The sequence below is a fragment of the Muriicola soli genome, from assembly GCF_004139715.1.
Lineage (GTDB): Bacteria > Bacteroidota > Bacteroidia > Flavobacteriales > Flavobacteriaceae > Muriicola > Muriicola soli.
In genome coordinates this window covers 251,124-266,658 of the sequence record NZ_CP035544.1, presented here as the reverse complement: position 1 = coordinate 266,658, position 15,535 = coordinate 251,124, and the positions used below count along the sequence as shown (strand labels likewise).

Genomic DNA, 15,535 nt, shown 5'->3' with positions numbered 1-15,535 from the left:
ATTTAAGACAAAGTTTCGTTTGCACAAATATTTTTATTTACAATCCTCCCGATTTTATGCTGTGCCACGCGTTAAAGGTTTAACAAATATTGATCCCAATAAATTTTTTAATTAGTAATTTCGCTCCTATTGGTAAAAGTAAGACCTGATGGTATCGAAAAATTTTAATAAATGGGACTCTCTAATGGGATGGGGAGTCTTTTTTATAGCCCTAATAGTTTACGGCCTTACGGTTGAACCTACCGGTAGTTGGTGGGATGCCGGAGAATACATTACAACTTCCGCAAAATTACAAGTTGCCCACCCCCCGGGAGCCCCTTTATTTCAGATTATCGGAGCCTTCTTTGCCATGTTTGCCATGGAAGCCGATCAGGTGGCCAGAATGGTAAATTATATGTCCGCTTTTTCGAGTGCATTTACCATCCTTTTTATGTTCTGGACCATCACCAATCTCACCAGAAAATTGATTTCAAAATCTGAAGCCTTGACTGACACAAAGGCCATTGCCGTATTGGGCAGCGGTCTGGTAGGTTCTATGGCACTTACCTTTTCCGATAGTTTTTGGTTTAATGCTGTGGAAACAGAGGTCTATGCCATGGCCAGTTTTATCATGTCCCTCCTACTTTGGCTGGGTCTGAAATGGACCGATAACCTGGACCATCCCAGAGGAAACAAGTATCTCGTACTGATATCATATGTAGTCGGACTTACATTTGGGATACAGTTTATGGGATTTTTGGCTATCCCTTCTATAGGCTTGCTCTATTATTTTAAAAAATACAAAAAGACAACCATCAAGAATTTTTTACTTGCCAATATCGCGGTCATAGCTGTACTCATGCTTGTCTATAAATTCTCCCTTACCTATGTGCTTAAACTATTTGGATGGAGTGAGGTTTTCTTTATCAACAGCATAGGTCTTCCTTTTAATTCAGGTACCCTTATTATGGGGCTGATCTTTATCGGAGTGTTTTATTACGCCTTGCGATATACACGGAAAAATAATTACATAAGAGCGAATACCCTCGTGCTTTGCGGGATGTTTCTATTCCTCGGATTTTCTTCCTGGCTGATGCTGCCCATCCGGGCCAATGCCAATGTGGTGATCAATGAAAATAATCCGTCAGATGCCAGGTCGCTGTTAGCCTATTACAACCGGGAGCAATATCCCGGGGTAGATAGCCCCGTCTACGGCACATATTACTCTGATGCCTTTGCCCCTCCAGGCGAGGACCGGGACGACAAACCCAAATACGAAAAAGATGAAGCCCTTGGGAAGTACATCATAGTGAACAAATACAAGGGTGCCATCCAGGGACCAAATGAAGCTCATCAAGGCTTGCTCCCAAGATTGTGGAGTGATCAGCACGCCGAGAATTACATGAAGTTTTTTGGTCCGCTCGAGTTTCGTATGACCACGAGTAATGAGGAATTACAAAAAGCGGTCAACCAGGTTAAAGTAGGATATGCCAATGGTGAAATTGACGAGGCCCAATACATCAGTTTCCTGAGACAATTTGGAGAATACCTGGAAGTGCAACCACCATCCCTCTGGATGAATATAAAGTACATGGTACAGTTTCAATTCGGATATATGTACTGGCGCTATTTTATGTGGAATTTCGTGGGCAAACAAGACGATGTACAGGGACGATATAACGGAAATGGAGAATGGTTAAGTGGCATTGGATTTATCGATAGCCTGAGACTGGGCAGCCAGGAAAACCTCCCTAAGGATGTACTGGAGAACAAAGGGAGAAATACCTACTTTTTCCTTCCCTTGCTTCTGGGGATCATTGGTCTTGTTTTTCAGATCTCCAAGGACCCCAAACAATTCTGGGTGCTATTCGTCTTTTTTATTTTTACAGGAATTGCCATCCAGTTTTATACCAACCCCTATATCTTCCAGCCCCGGGAAAGGGATTATTCGCTGGTAGGCTCATTTTATATTTTTGCAATTTGGATCGGCATTGGTGTATATGGCCTCTACGAGGAGTTCAGCAAGCTGATAAAGCCCAAAGTGTGGGCACCTCTAATCACCCTGATATGCCTGCTTAGTGTTCCTGGAGTGATGGCCTACCAGAATTGGGACGACCATGACCGTTCGGGTAAGTACACGGCCAGGGCGGCTGCCAAAGCCTATCTCGATTCTTGTCAGGAAGAGGCAGGGGCAATGTTGTTTACCATTGGTGATAACGACACCTTCCCGCTGTGGTATGTTCAGGAAATTGAAGGGTACCGAAATGACGTACGGGTCATATGCACCAGCCTTTTTGCCACAGACTGGTACGTAGATCAAATGAAGAGGAAGGCCTACAGAAGTGACCCTATTCCTTCCCAACTTACGCACGACCTGTATCGATATGGCAACAGGGATGTTATTTATTATCAGGGCATTACTGATAAACGATGGGACATCAAAGACTTTATGAACTGGATTGGGAGTAACAACCCCCAGACAAAACTCGGTTCTCTGCTGGAGAAACAAGGTGCAGACCTCAGTGGTTATTCAGAAAGCACCCTGGATCTTGTTTACTACCCAACGAACAAAATCAGGATTCCGGTGAACAAGAAGAATGTTTTGGAGTCCGGGCTCGTAAAGGAAAAAGATTCTGCACTTATTGTAGATTACATTGATATCGACCTGCCCCAGGCATTGCCTAAGAATCGAATTATGATGTTGGATATTATGGCCAACAACGATTGGAAAAGGCCTATCTATTTTTCAGGGGGAGCTTTGACAAAGCCGAGTATATCTGGATGAAGGACTATTTGCAACTCGAAGGAATGGCCTATAAACTCGTGCCCATCAAAACACAAAATCCAAGTTCTTATGAAATGGGGCGCATTGATACTGATGAGATGTACAGGATTGTAAAAGGATGGGAATGGGGAAATTCAGGCAGCTCAGAAATTTACCACGATACCCAGACCCGGACACAGGGACTTTCCCTTAGGAGCAATCTGGCTCGTTTGGTGGAGGCACTGATCAACGAAAACAAGATCGATAAAGCTAAGGAGATCATCGACCTTACCATGAAAAATCTCCCTGTAGAGTATTATGGTTTTTACACTTTTGTGGAACCTTTCTTCGACGGATATTACAAGGTAGGCGAAACTCAGAAAGCCAGGGGTCTTTTCGAAAAATTAAAAGCGATCTACCAGAGCAGACTCAATTATTACCAGGGTACACCTCTGGATGAACAGTACAATAATTTGGAAGATATCATAGGAGATATGGAAGGCTACAGGAGGATCATTGACATCCTGATAGAAAATAACGACCGGGAAATGGCCGAAAAAGAAACTGCTATCTTCAATGATCACATCGACCAGTTTAGTCATTTCTACCAGGAGGATATCCTCGAGGATTTACCAGAAGAAAATGGACCGGAAGGAGACCTGATAGACACTATGCCTGTATCGGATACTATTATGGAAGACGCCACTCAGGTAGGAGATGTAGCAGATCCCGGAAATTGAATTTTTCCTGTTGAGATTTCTTTAAATCAGAGGGAAGTCTAGATATACTCGTTGAGAATACCGATCAAGGTATTCGCGTCCTGTTCTCCACTTTGACGCCATACCATTTCGCCCTTCTTGTAGATCATCAAGGTTGGAAGGCCTTTAACACGCAGGGCCTGCGAAAGCTCCTTGTTTTTGTCAACGTCAATTTTGATCACCTTGCCCTTGTCGCCCAAAGCGGCTGCAACATCCCTGAGCACCGGGTGCATCGAAGTAGACTGTTCGTTCCATTCAGCATAGAAATCAAGTAGGACCGGAACATTGAGATCTATGAGTTCACCGAATTTAGACATAGTTTCAAGTTGGGTTATAAATCAAAAGTAAGAAAAATAGTTAAAAAGCTAATAAAAGCGGAAGTTTTGTATTTGTGCTGATCGAGTAAGTTTTAAGCCATACCTTTCTTTTTAAGCCGGATCACGGAAATTTCAGGCCAGATCCCCACTCGTCCTGGGTATCCCAAAAAGCCAAAACCCCGGTTAACATTGATATACTGCCCAAGCTCTTCATAAATTCCTGCCCAGTATTTATAGCGCCATTTTACCGGACTCCATTTAACCCACCCGGGAATTTCAATTCCGAACTGCATCCCGTGGGTATGGCCACTCAGGGTTAAATGATAATGATAGTCATGATGGATGACCACGTCTTCCCAATGTGATGGGTCATGACTCATAAGGATCTTGAAATCATTCTCATGGATACCACTCACTGCTTTGTTTAAATCTCCAGCCTTTTTAAAACCTCCTCTACCCCAGTTCTCTACCCCAACCAGAGCCAGTTTGTCCTTCCCTTTCTGTAGATAGCGGTGATCGTTCAGCAGAAGATCAAAACCCATTTCCGCTTGTATGCCCTTGAGATCATCGAGATTCTGTTTTTGTAAAGCAGTCGTTTCCCATTTTACATAATCCCCATAATCGTGATTACCAAGAATAGAAAATTTTCCATCTTTTGCATTAAGGGTTGAAAACAGGGCCTTCCATGGTTCCATTTCAAGAGCCACGTTATTCACCATATCGCCGGTAAACAGGATCACATCACTTTGCTGCTCGTTGATGAGGTTTACGGCGTATTCAATTTTTTTACGATTGTCAAAACTACCACTGTGAAGGTCAGATATCTGAGTGATCTGATAATTGTGAAAGGCATCGGGTAAGTCCTCAAATTCGAGATCATAGCTCAGTACCTGAAAATTGTACTTGCCGCGATACATGCCGTAGAGCAAAGCACCAAAGGGGACAGCTGCAATGCCCATAGCCATAATGCTTAAAAACCGTCTGCGCGCCGGAAGGCTGAATTCGGAAGAAGAGCCAAATACCCTTTGAATTCCGCCAGAAATGAGTCTGAAAATATCTTCGGAAAACAGGAAGATGATGGTGATGATCTGAAAGGTCATCATGGCGATCAGAAAACCAAAGGCATAACTCCTCGGCCTGCTGAGAACTCTACCATCATTAATACCAAAAGTAAATTGATAAACAAAGTTACCCAGGACCAAAAGGCTCAGTGCCATAAAGGCAAAATAGACCCACGGAAATCGGGACGCAGTTTTTATAGCCTGAAGAGAATAATATCCCATCATAAAATAAATGGCTATAAATACGATCCATCGAAGCATAACTTTTTTTACAAATATATTTACTTACCCCAGTCCCGGGTTGCTGTTTTAGACTTAATTAACGATTTCAATTACTTTTTTCAATAATTCCGGGTCGGTGAGCAGCACTTCATTCTCTTTCATTGTTCTGGGAGACAACATAGATAAAGCAGGTATAGATGGAGTATTCGTGATGATACTTGTAGCAGATAGGTGGATGGCTTTAAAATCCCTGCTTTTGAAAATAAGTGCATTCTTATCGTTGATACCGGATCCGGGCATAATCACACATTCGGCTGCCTGTGCATTGAGCTCGCCTAATAAATCAATCCCCTCTATCGCCGTATGTGCCTGTCCCGAGGAGAGTATGTTATTGACGCCCATTTCTTGCAAACGCAGGTGGGTTTCCATAGGATGAGTCGCCCAGTCGAATGCGCGGTGAAAGGTAAAAGACAATTTACCACTCTGATCAATAAGCCTTTGTGTTCGCTCCCAATCTACTTCAGCATCTGAACTTAAAATACCTGAGACTATCCCATCAACTTGTAGGTCGCGGCAGACAGCAATATCTTCAAGCATGGTCTTGAATTCTGCCCGGGAATAGGTAAAGTCGCCACTCCTGGGTCTTATAAGAACATGTATCGGGATATTAAGCTCTTCCTTTACACTTTTGATTAGGCCAAAGGAGGGCGTAATACCCCCGGCAGGAAGTTCGGCACAAAGCTCAATTCTCTGAGCTCCTGCTCGTTCTGCGTTGAGGGCCGACTCCAGTGAATTTGCGCAGACTTCTACTATCATTTTCCCTATCTTTAAGCTTATAAAAGTAATCAACCTCAATCTATGAAAAGAAGAAAGTTCTTAAAAAACTCGGGGCTTGGAGGGGCTGCTCTTATAGGTGGAACTTTGGCCGCTTCATGTGGGCCTGAAAGTAAAACCAAGACAGTAATATCAAATCAAAGCATAACAAAGCCGATTGTGATTGCCACCTGGGATGTTCCTAATGCCACAGCCAAGGCCTTTGAGGTTCTGGCAGGCAAAGGAAATTCACTGGATTCTGTTGAGCAAGGAGTCATGGTGGAAGAAGCAGATGTGACCAATCAATCGGTGGGCAAAGGAGGCCGCCCAGACAGGGATGGGAAAGTAACTCTTGATTCCTGTATTATGGATAAGGATAGCCGATGCGGTGCGGTGGTATACCTTCAGGATGTTGTCCATGCTGTTTCAGTGGCACGTAAGGTCATGGAAGAAACGCCTCATGTGATACTTGCCGGTGACGGAGCGAGACAATTTGCCCTTGAAATGGGTTTTCCACAAGATGATCTACTCACGGAAAAGTCAAAAAAGGAATGGCTGGAATGGAAAAAAACTTCCAAATACGAACCCGTTATCAATATTGAAAACCACGATACTATTGGTATGCTGGCAATCGATTCTAACGGAGATATTGCAGGTGCCTGCACCACCAGCGGGATGGCCTATAAAATGGCAGGACGGGTAGGAGATTCTCCTATTATCGGCGCAGGGCTTTTCGTGGATAATGAAATCGGTGGGGCCACAGCCACTGGTATGGGGGAAGAAGTGGTACGCACTGTAGGTAGCTTTCTTATTGTGGAATTAATGCGGCAAGGCAAATCTCCACAGGAAGCCTGTGAGGAAGGGGTAAAACGAATTATTGCCAAAAAGGAGAATTACAGGGATATCCAGATTGGTTTCATTGCCGTAAACAAGGCAGGGGAGACGGGTGCATATTGCATACATCCAGGATTTTCCTATCGCAAATACACGGAAGAGGGACATCAAAACATCCCGGCCGAGAGTTATATTAAAAGCTGATCCTTTAAGATGGGTTATATTCTTTGTAGCTTTGAATTCTTGTCTAAAAATTGATTTATGTCCGATCAGAAACGACTTTTTTTACTCGATGCCTACGCGCTAATTTTCAGGGGATATTACGCTTTGATCAAAAACCCCAGGATCAATTCCAAAGGGATGGACACCTCGGCCATCATGGGCTTTATGAACTCCCTTTTCGATGTCATCAAAAGGGAAAAACCCGATCATCTGGCTGTGTGTTTCGACAAGGATGGCAGCACGGAACGCACCGAACTGTATCCCGAATACAAGGCCAACAGGGATGAGACTCCCGACGCTATAAAAATAGCAGTGCCTTATATTCAGAAGATCTTAAAAGCGATGCATATACCCAGTGTGGAAGTGTCAGGGCTTGAGGCGGATGATATAATAGGCACCCTGGCCAAACAAGCCGAAAAAGAAGGGTACAAAGTATTTATGGTGACTCCTGACAAGGATTTCGGGCAACTGGTATCGGAAAATATTTTTATGTATCGTCCCTCGAGAATGGGTAATGGTATTGAGATCTGGGGAATTCCCGAAGTTCAAAAAAGATTTGGGGTGGAGCGGCCCGAACAGGTCACAGACTACCTGGGAATGATGGGCGATGCAAGTGATAACATTCCCGGACTGCCCGGGGTCGGTGAAAAAACCGCTAAGAAATTTATTCAGCAATTTGGCACCATGGAAACTTTGCTGGATAGCACAGACCAGCTGAAAGGCAAAATGAAGGAGAAAGTTGAAGAAAATGCAGAATTAGGTCGACTCTCAAAACAACTGGCGACCATTTGTATTACCTGCGATGTAAGCTTTGATGCCAAAGACTACGAACTCTCCATGCCCGACAATGAAAAGGTACAGGAGATATTTGAGGAGCTCGAATTTCGTAGGCTAAGGGAGCAATTCATCAAAATATTTTCCGGCGAGACCGAAGGAACGCCAACCATGGTAACCAGCACGGAAACAGCAAAACAAGAAGCAAAAGCTGCCGGGAGCGGACAGTTTACCCTCTTTGGCAACAATGGTTCGGATGCAGCCACCCTGGATGTGGTTTCGGGAAGAAAAACCATAAAAGATGTTCCGCATGTCTATCAGAGTATACAGCCGGGAATGGCTCTTGACTTATTTCTATCGAATCTTATTAAGCAAAACAAAGTGTGTTTCGACACTGAAACCACTTCGCTAAACCCATTGCAGGCCGAATTGGTTGGTATTGCATTTTCCTGGGAGGCTGGCAAAGGATTCTACCTGCCTTTTCCCGAGGATAGAAAAGAAGCCGATGACTTGCTGGAAAAGCTCCATCCTTTCTTCTCTTCCACCGAAATTGAAAAAGTAGGACAGAATCTGAAATACGATATCAAAGTATTGCGGAAATACGGCGTAGAGGTTAAAGGCCCGCTTTTTGACACCATGCTCGCCCATTACCTCATCAATCCGGATATGCGCCATAATATGGACGTACTCTCCGAAACCTATCTTAATTACACTCCCGTTTCAATCACCGAATTAATAGGCAAGAAAGGTAAAAATCAACTTAGCATGCGGGACGTTCCTTTGGAACAGCAGACAGAATACGCCGTGGAAGATGCCGATATTACCCTGCAGCTGGCTCAGCATTTTCAGAAGGAATTAAAGGAGGCTAAAACCATGGAACTTTTCAAGGATATCGAGATTCCGCTTTTACGGGTATTAGCCGATATGGAAATGGAAGGCATCAATCTGGATCAAGAGTTCCTCAATAGTTTATCTGAGCAATTGGACACAGATATCAAGACGCTTGAAGAAAAGATCTATCAAGAGGCAGGAGAAACTTTTAATATCGGTTCTCCTAAACAATTGGGAGAAATTCTCTTCGACAAGTTAAAATTGGTAGATAAGCCTAAAAAGACCAAAACCGGGCAGTATTCAACGGCAGAGGATGTTTTATCCTATCTGGCCAAAGACCACCAAATCATAAGAGATGTACTCGAGTACCGTGGGTTAGCCAAATTAAAAAGCACCTATGTAGACGCCCTGCCCAACCAAGTTGAAGCAAGTACGGGCAGAGTTCATACAGATTATATGCAGACCGTGGCCGCCACGGGCCGACTTAGCAGTAACAATCCCAATTTGCAGAATATCCCGATTCGCACAGAACGCGGGAGGCAGGTAAGGAAGGCATTTGTGCCCAGAGATGAGAATTATACCCTGCTTGCCGCGGATTACTCCCAGATAGAATTGAGGATCATCGCAGCCCTCAGCGACGAGGACACTATGATTGAAGCGTTTAAAAACGGAGAGGATATCCATGCTTCAACCGCATCTAAGGTTTTTAATATTCCTTTAAAAGAAGTTACCCGAGAGCAAAGGGGAAATGCAAAAACAGTGAATTTCGGTATTATATATGGTGTATCGGCTTTTGGGTTGAGTAATCAGACAGATCTCTCGAGGACAGAAGCCAAAGAACTCATAGATACTTATTATAAGACCTATCCCAAATTACGAAGGTATATGGCGGATCAGGTCGATTTTGCCCGGGAACACGGCTATGTGCAAACCGTGCTGGGCCGGCGCCGATACCTCAAGGATATCAATGGCAGCAATGCCGTTGTCAGGGGCGCAGCAGAAAGGAATGCAATCAATGCCCCAATTCAGGGTAGTGCGGCAGACATTATAAAGATTGCGATGATTGATATCCACAAGAAATTAGAGGAAGGGAACTACAAAACTAAAATGTTACTACAGGTACACGATGAATTGGTTTTTGATGTCTTTAAACCTGAATTGGAGAAAGTGAAAAAGATGATCAAGTCTTCCATGGAATCGGCTTATAAACTCAAAGTTCCTCTTGATGTAGAATTGGGTGTTGGCGAAAACTGGCTCGAAGCCCATTAATCATTGCCTTTGTTTAAAATACAAAAGCCCTTCGCATCTACGAAGGGCTTTTTTTATGTTTTATATTGGTTTATCTTTTTGAAAAGATCAATTCGCCGCCTGCGTTGAAATTTTCCACATCGAGTTCCTGAGCGGAGATTATCATTGTCCTACCATCGATGGTAACATTTAAAGATACTGTGGCCTGGTTTTCATCCACAAAGGTCAAGACCCCGTCAGCATAAGTGTAAGTAGTAGTTTCCGTATCCCTTTGAGAAGGACAGGGCACTTCTAATCCTGTGCCTCCTGCATTGACTCCGATTTCGAGATAATTGGAGGCGTCCTCAGTAATCAGGCTGGAATCCTGATTGAAGGTAAGGCTCACCAAATAACAATTCTCAGCAGAGAGTTCACTAAGGATTACCTGTCCGAATTCTTCTTCGTCACTAGCTGTTTGCTGATCAATATCAAGGGCGGTAAGGTCCCAGGTTCCAAGAATGGCATCAGGAGAGGTTCCGTCCACCTTATCCGTTGAACAGGAGCTAATAATTAATCCGCCTAATAAGAAAAGTACAAGAGTATTTCTCATAATCATATGGTTTTATCTACTCCTAAAAACGAACATTTTAGGGGAAAAGTATATTAAATGGGCCCAACTCTTTATAGATGTAGAATTGCGCTTGGGATTTTTCTTTTATAAATGCCATTAAAAAGTCAGAAAAAAATGAAAAAGTAGAAAACAACCATTTGTAATTCAACTTAATAATTGTACATTTGCAGCCCGTTATTCGGGAAGGAAAAGTTTAAATCTTAAATTAAATCGTAGTGGATACATTGAGCTACAAGACTGTTTCAGCTAATAAAGCTACCGTGCAAAAGCAATGGTTGCTGGTAGATGCGGATGGACAAACGCTCGGAAGACTAGCTTCTAAAGTGGCTATTATTCTGAGAGGAAAGAACAAACCCAACTTCACTCCTCACGTAGATTGTGGGGATAATGTGATTATCATAAATGCTGAAAAAATACAGTTGTCGGGTAATAAATGGGAGGACAAAACCTATATAAGACATACCGGATACCCGGGTGGTCAGCGTTCCATGACTGCTGGAGAACTGAAAGCAAAAAATCCTGCTTCAGTGGTAGAAAGAGCTGTTAAAGGCATGCTTCCCAAGAATAAATTAGGAGCTGAATTATTCAGAAATCTTAAAGTTTATGCAGGAGCTGAACATCAGCAAGAGGCACAGAAACCAACAACTATTAATCTTAACGATCTTAAATAATGGATGTAGTTCATAAAATTGGCAGAAGGAAAACGGCTGTAGCCCGCGTATATCTTTCTAAGGGTAAGGGAGCGATTTCAATCAACAAGCGAGATCTCACCGAATACTTTCCAACCGCTACTCTTCAGTATAAAGTAAAGCAGCCTTTTGCGATTACCAATAATGAAGATGCCTATGACGTAAAAGTCAATGTATACGGAGGTGGAATAACCGGCCAGGCTGAAGCAATCAGACTTGCATTGTCAAGAGCACTTTGTGAAATTGACGCTGAACACAGACTGACTTTAAAACCAGAAGGACTCTTAACCAGAGATCCAAGAATGGTGGAACGTAAGAAATACGGACAGAAGAAAGCCCGTAAGAAATTCCAGTTCTCAAAACGATAATATTATTAATCGTGCTCATTGGAGCATATATAGAGTAACCCAGGTTCATTGAAAGTCCCTCGTCATGGGACAATTAAAATTCTGAATCCCCGCTTCATCCTTAATAACCGAAGCGAGATTTGGTAAAATTTAGTTTAGCATCTAAATGGTTGAGGCGTTCTGTTTTAGAATACCACTCGGCCATTGCTAATTCATAAGAACGTAAACTAATTAAAATGGCAAAAAAAGCAGAAGTAAAAGATCTTTTAGAAGCAGGTGTACACTTCGGTCACCTCACAAGAAAATGGAATCCCAATATGGCCCCGTATATTTATATGGAGCGCAACGGAATCCATGTAATCAACCTCTACAAAACCACAGCTAAACTCGAAGAAGCCTCAGAAGCTTTAAAGAAAATTGCTGCATCCGGAAGGAAAATATTATTTGTAGCCACTAAAAAGCAGGCTAAAGACATCGTTGCAGAAAAGGTAGCGAATGTGAATATGCCCTACATCACTGAAAGATGGCCAGGTGGAATGTTAACTAACTTTGTCACCATCCGTAAGGCGGTGAAAAAGATGGCGTCCATTGACCGGATGAAAAAGGATGGTACTTTTAACACCCTATCCAAGAAAGAGCGTTTACAGGTTGATCGTCTTCGTGCGAAGCTCGAAAAGAACCTCGGATCAATTTCTGAAATGACCAGACTTCCTGGTGCACTTTTTATTGTCGATACCATGCGTGAGCACATCGCCGTAAAAGAAGCTCAGAAATTGAACATCCCGATCTTCGCGATGGTTGATACAAATTCTGATCCTCGCCCAATCGACTTTGTTATCCCTTCAAACGACGATGCATCAAAATCGATAGAAATCATCATGACTCATGTAACCAATGCGGTTGCAGAGGGCTTAACTGAGCGTAAATCAGAGAAGCAGGCGGCCAGCGAAGGACAGGAAGCAAAAGCTCCTAAGGCTAAGAAGAAAGAGACTGAAGCCGTAAAGGAAGAAGTTGAGAAAGCTCCTAAAGCCAAAGCAGCACCCAAAGCTGAAAAAGTTGCTGATGATAAGGAGGCAGCTCCGAAGAAAGAAGCTCCTAAAAAAGCCACTAAAGCCGCAGCTGATGATCTGACAAAAGTTGAAGGCATTGGTCCAAAAATTTCTGAGGTCTTTAACAAGGCCGGAATCAACTCTTTTGCAGAGTTGGCTGAAAAGTCTGAAGAGGACCTAAAGACTATCCTGGCGGATGCGGGTGCTCGCTATGCCTCAAAGAATCCGGCATCATGGCCAAAGCAGGCAAAGATGGCTGCCGATGGTAAATGGGACGAGTTAAAGGAATGGCAAGACAACACCAAAGCCGGAGTTGAATAAATTAAAATAACGTACAGATTGTCAAGTTTTTGGCAATTCAAAAAACAATATTATGATGGTAAAAATTACCGCCGCTGACGTAAATACATTGAGAAAGACCACCGGAGCCGGAATGATGGACTGTAAAAACGCCCTGGTAGAAGCCGAGGGTGATTTCGACAAAGCTATCGAGATCCTCCGTAAAAAAGGACAGAAAGTCGCCGCAAAAAGGGCCGACAGAGATTCCTCAGAAGGCGCCGCTATCGCCAAAGTGAATGACGATAAAACGGCCGGAGTAATCATTTCCCTGAATTGTGAAACCGACTTTGTTGCGAAGAATGAGACTTTTGTAAACCTGGCTACTGAATTAGCAGAAGTAGCTCTTCAATACAATGACAAGGATGCTTTCCTTCAGGCGAATTTCAATGGAATTACCGTTCAGGAAAAACTTACTGAACAAACCGGAGTGATCGGAGAAAAGATCGAAATAGGTGGATTCAGGAAGTTGTCTGCTCCCTTTGTTGGATCGTATATTCACGCAGGGAATAAGATCGCGACTTTGGTTGGATTATCGGCTGCTGTTGATGGAGCAGATGTAGCTGCCAAAGACGTTGCTATGCAGGCCGCCGCTATGAATCCTGTTGCATTGGACCAGTCCGGAGTGGATCAGGAAACAATCGACAAAGAAATTGAAATTGCCAAAGATCAGTTGAGGCAGGAAGGAAAGCCTGAAGAGATGTTGGACAAGATCGCTCAAGGAAAACTCAAGCGTTTCTTTAAGGACAATACTTTGGTGAATCAGGATTTTATCAAAGACAGCAAAAAGAGTGTAGCTCAATACGTTAAATCTGTTGATTCCAACCTGGAAGTAACAGGATTCGAAAGAGTTGCTCTGGGATAAACAGATATTTTTTCAAACTAAACCGCCTTTCGAACAAAGGCGGTTTTTTTATTCTCCTAACCAAGCTTGCCTCAGGGAAATGATATCTTCCGGGGCATTCTCCTTTTCAAATAGTATTCGTTCTGTATAAATAGGTATGCCCGCTTTCCCCTCCACCTCTATCAATTCTCCATCTCTCATCAGGGTAATTTTAATTTCCTTATCCACATCCCAGGAGCAACAAAAGAAAGGGTAAAAAGTAGATGCTTTTATTCATCCAAGGTCTATTTATTATACAAGATCTGGAAAATCCGACTAAGGCCAACAGAAACGCCTCGAATATTTTAACTATTTTTGTCTGCAAATCACACTAAAAATATGGCGTACAAACGAATTCTTCTCAAACTAAGCGGGGAAGCCTTAATGGGGGAAAAGCAATATGGTATTGATCCCGCCCGACTCTCAGTTTACGCTGAAGAAATCAAAGAAGTAGTAGAGAAAGGAATTCAGGTCGCCATTGTCATTGGGGGAGGAAACATCTTCCGGGGTCTGGCAGGCGCCAGTAGTGGCATGGATCGCGTTCAGGGAGATCATATGGGGATGCTGGCGACAGTAATTAATGGCCTTGCACTTCAGAGTGCCCTTGAAGATAAAGGAGTACAGACCCGACTTCAGTCGGCTATCAAAATCAACGAGGTCGCCGAGCCCTTTATCCGCAGACGTGCCATGCGCCATTTGGAAAAAGGCAGAGTAGTCATCTTCGGTGGAGGTACTGGAAATCCCTATTTTACAACAGATTCTGCCGCGGTACTCAGGGCAATTGAGGTTGAGGCTGATGTTATCCTGAAGGGAACCCGGGTTGACGGAATTTATACCAGTGATCCGGAAAAAGACAAAACGGCAACTAAGTTTGATAAGATCTCGTTCAACGATGTGCTGAGAAAAGGATTAAAAGTGATGGATACTACCGCCTTTACTTTAAGTCAGGAAAATGAATTGCCAATTGTGGTGTTCGACATGAATAAAAAAGGAAATCTCCTAAAGATCGTGTCAGGACAAAATATTGGTACCGTTGTAAATCTTTAGTTTTTCAAAAAATTGTGTTACTTTGTTTTTAAATTTAGTTTATGAACGAAGAGGTTAATTTTGTCGTAGATTCAGCCAAAGAAAGTATGGATGGTGCTATTTCGCACCTGGAAAAGGAACTGGTAAAGATCCGCGCCGGAAAGGCAAGCCCTGCGATGCTCTCATCGGTAATGGTGGATTATTATGGATCCCAAACTCCGCTTTCTCAAGTCTCCAATATCAATACCCCTGACGCTCGAACGATCTCCGTTCAGCCCTGGGAAAAAAGTATGCTTCAGGTTATCGAGACCGCTATTATGAACGCCAATCTCGGATTTAATCCCATGAATAATGGCGATTTTGTAATTATAAATGTGCCGCCTTTAACAGAAGAGCGAAGATTGCAGTTGGTAAAGCAGGCCAAAGCTGAGGCAGAAGATGCCAAAGTGAGCGTCCGAAGCGCCAGACAAGAAGCCAATAAAGAAATTAAAAACCTAGATATCTCAGAGGATCTTGAGAAAAATGCCATCATTGACATTCAGGAACTGACGGATAATTACGTGACGAAAATTGACAATATCCTCGAGCTGAAAGAAGCAGAGATCATGAAGGTATAATTTCGAAATCCTATTCCGATCCTTTACTCTCATAAAAGTACATCGCTATTATCGCAAGCACCAGAACGATGGTACACAGAATAATCAGTACTCTGTAGACTTTTCGTTCAAACTTCCAGAATTTTTTATGCTGCGACATTTCTTTGCTGTGATTA

Annotated in this window: 13 protein-coding genes and 1 pseudogene; 9 read left to right on the top strand and 5 right to left on the bottom strand. The window is 43.1% G+C overall.

Going from position 1 to position 15,535, the window contains the following annotated elements:
• Positions 1–148: 148 nt before the first annotated feature.
• Positions 149–3,483: pseudogene (locus tag EQY75_RS01200) on the top strand (glycosyltransferase family 117 protein).
• 38 nt (positions 3,484–3,521) lie between these two features.
• On the opposite strand, the gene EQY75_RS01195 reads toward EQY75_RS01200, so the two are convergent.
• The 3 genes from EQY75_RS01195 to EQY75_RS01185 form a co-directional block, all read right to left on the bottom strand.
• Positions 3,522–3,818: a thioredoxin family protein gene (locus EQY75_RS01195; protein ID WP_129602126.1), complete on the bottom strand. Its 297-nt coding sequence runs from the start codon at positions 3,816–3,818 to the stop codon at positions 3,522–3,524.
• A 92-nt stretch (positions 3,819–3,910) separates the two neighbouring features.
• Complete coding sequence (locus EQY75_RS01190; protein WP_129602124.1) at positions 3,911–5,140, bottom strand: metallophosphoesterase; 1,230 nt, start codon at positions 5,138–5,140, stop codon at positions 3,911–3,913.
• Between the two features lie 54 nt (positions 5,141–5,194).
• Positions 5,195–5,917 (bottom strand): copper homeostasis protein CutC, encoded by a 723-nt coding sequence (locus EQY75_RS01185; protein WP_129602123.1) that lies wholly within the window; start codon positions 5,915–5,917, stop codon positions 5,195–5,197.
• A gap of 42 nt (positions 5,918–5,959) precedes the next feature.
• Here EQY75_RS01185 and EQY75_RS01180 point away from each other — a divergent pair, with 42 nt between their 5' ends.
• Both EQY75_RS01180 and polA read left to right on the top strand, forming a co-directional pair.
• Positions 5,960–6,952: an isoaspartyl peptidase/L-asparaginase family protein gene (locus tag EQY75_RS01180; RefSeq protein ID WP_129602121.1), complete on the top strand. Its 993-nt coding sequence runs from the start codon at positions 5,960–5,962 to the stop codon at positions 6,950–6,952.
• 57 nt (positions 6,953–7,009) lie between these two features.
• Positions 7,010–9,844: a DNA polymerase I gene (gene polA, locus EQY75_RS01175; protein WP_129602119.1), complete on the top strand. Its 2,835-nt coding sequence runs from the start codon at positions 7,010–7,012 to the stop codon at positions 9,842–9,844.
• 70 nt (positions 9,845–9,914) lie between these two features.
• Here polA and EQY75_RS01170 read toward each other — a convergent pair whose 3' ends face one another.
• The gene (locus EQY75_RS01170; protein ID WP_246019937.1) at positions 9,915–10,412 is read right to left on the bottom strand and encodes a lipocalin family protein; all 498 of its coding nucleotides are present in this window, start codon (positions 10,410–10,412) and stop codon (positions 9,915–9,917) included.
• Between the two features lie 236 nt (positions 10,413–10,648).
• On the opposite strand from EQY75_RS01170, the gene rplM reads away from it, so the two are divergent.
• The 4 genes from rplM to tsf all read left to right on the top strand — a co-directional run bounded on the left by rplM (position 10,649) and on the right by tsf (position 13,719).
• Positions 10,649–11,104, top strand: a complete 456-nt coding sequence (gene rplM / locus EQY75_RS01165) for a 50S ribosomal protein L13 (protein WP_129602115.1) — start codon at positions 10,649–10,651, stop codon at positions 11,102–11,104.
• Positions 11,104–11,490: a 30S ribosomal protein S9 gene (gene rpsI / locus EQY75_RS01160; RefSeq protein WP_129602113.1), complete on the top strand. Its 387-nt coding sequence runs from the start codon at positions 11,104–11,106 to the stop codon at positions 11,488–11,490. The genes rplM and rpsI overlap by 1 nt, the downstream gene beginning before the upstream one ends.
• A gap of 215 nt (positions 11,491–11,705) precedes the next feature.
• Positions 11,706–12,839 carry a 30S ribosomal protein S2 gene (gene rpsB / locus EQY75_RS01155; protein ID WP_129602111.1) on the top strand — a complete coding sequence of 378 codons (1,134 nt, stop codon included), beginning with the start codon at positions 11,706–11,708 and terminating at the stop codon, positions 12,837–12,839.
• A 55-nt stretch (positions 12,840–12,894) separates the two neighbouring features.
• Positions 12,895–13,719, top strand: a complete 825-nt coding sequence (gene tsf / locus EQY75_RS01150; RefSeq protein WP_129606872.1) for a translation elongation factor Ts — start codon at positions 12,895–12,897, stop codon at positions 13,717–13,719.
• 48 nt (positions 13,720–13,767) lie between these two features.
• Here tsf and EQY75_RS14295 read toward each other — a convergent pair whose 3' ends face one another.
• Positions 13,768–13,899, bottom strand: a complete 132-nt coding sequence (locus tag EQY75_RS14295; RefSeq protein ID WP_281278416.1) for a hypothetical protein — start codon at positions 13,897–13,899, stop codon at positions 13,768–13,770.
• Between the two features lie 177 nt (positions 13,900–14,076).
• On the opposite strand from EQY75_RS14295, the gene pyrH reads away from it, so the two are divergent.
• Both pyrH and frr read left to right on the top strand, forming a co-directional pair.
• Positions 14,077–14,784 (top strand): UMP kinase, encoded by a 708-nt coding sequence (pyrH, locus tag EQY75_RS01145; protein WP_129602109.1) that lies wholly within the window; start codon positions 14,077–14,079, stop codon positions 14,782–14,784.
• A 41-nt stretch (positions 14,785–14,825) separates the two neighbouring features.
• Positions 14,826–15,380 carry a ribosome recycling factor gene (frr, locus tag EQY75_RS01140; protein WP_129602107.1) on the top strand — a complete coding sequence of 185 codons (555 nt, stop codon included), beginning with the start codon at positions 14,826–14,828 and terminating at the stop codon, positions 15,378–15,380.
• The last annotated feature ends 155 nt before the right edge of the window (positions 15,381–15,535 follow it).

Bases quoted from the DNA above. Each gene is read 5' to 3' on its own strand.
- EQY75_RS01195 (WP_129602126.1), bottom strand. From the start codon at position 3,818: ATGTCTAAATTCGGTGAACTCATAGATCTCAATGTTCCGGTCCTACTT.
- EQY75_RS01190 (WP_129602124.1), bottom strand. From the start codon at position 5,140: ATGCTTCGATGGATCGTATTTATAGCCATTTATTTTATGATGGGATAT.
- EQY75_RS01185 (WP_129602123.1), bottom strand. From the start codon at position 5,917: ATGATAGTAGAAGTCTGCGCAAATTCACTGGAGTCGGCCCTCAACGCA.
- EQY75_RS01180 (WP_129602121.1), top strand. From the start codon at position 5,960: ATGAAAAGAAGAAAGTTCTTAAAAAACTCGGGGCTTGGAGGGGCTGCT.
- polA (WP_129602119.1), top strand. From the start codon at position 7,010: ATGTCCGATCAGAAACGACTTTTTTTACTCGATGCCTACGCGCTAATT.
- EQY75_RS01170 (WP_246019937.1), bottom strand. From the start codon at position 10,412: ATGAGAAATACTCTTGTACTTTTCTTATTAGGCGGATTAATTATTAGC.
- rpsI (WP_129602113.1), top strand. From the start codon at position 11,104: ATGGATGTAGTTCATAAAATTGGCAGAAGGAAAACGGCTGTAGCCCGC.
- rpsB (WP_129602111.1), top strand. From the start codon at position 11,706: ATGGCAAAAAAAGCAGAAGTAAAAGATCTTTTAGAAGCAGGTGTACAC.
- tsf (WP_129606872.1), top strand. From the start codon at position 12,895: ATGGTAAAAATTACCGCCGCTGACGTAAATACATTGAGAAAGACCACC.
- EQY75_RS14295 (WP_281278416.1), bottom strand. From the start codon at position 13,899: ATGAGAGATGGAGAATTGATAGAGGTGGAGGGGAAAGCGGGCATACCT.
- pyrH (WP_129602109.1), top strand. From the start codon at position 14,077: ATGGCGTACAAACGAATTCTTCTCAAACTAAGCGGGGAAGCCTTAATG.
- frr (WP_129602107.1), top strand. From the start codon at position 14,826: ATGAACGAAGAGGTTAATTTTGTCGTAGATTCAGCCAAAGAAAGTATG.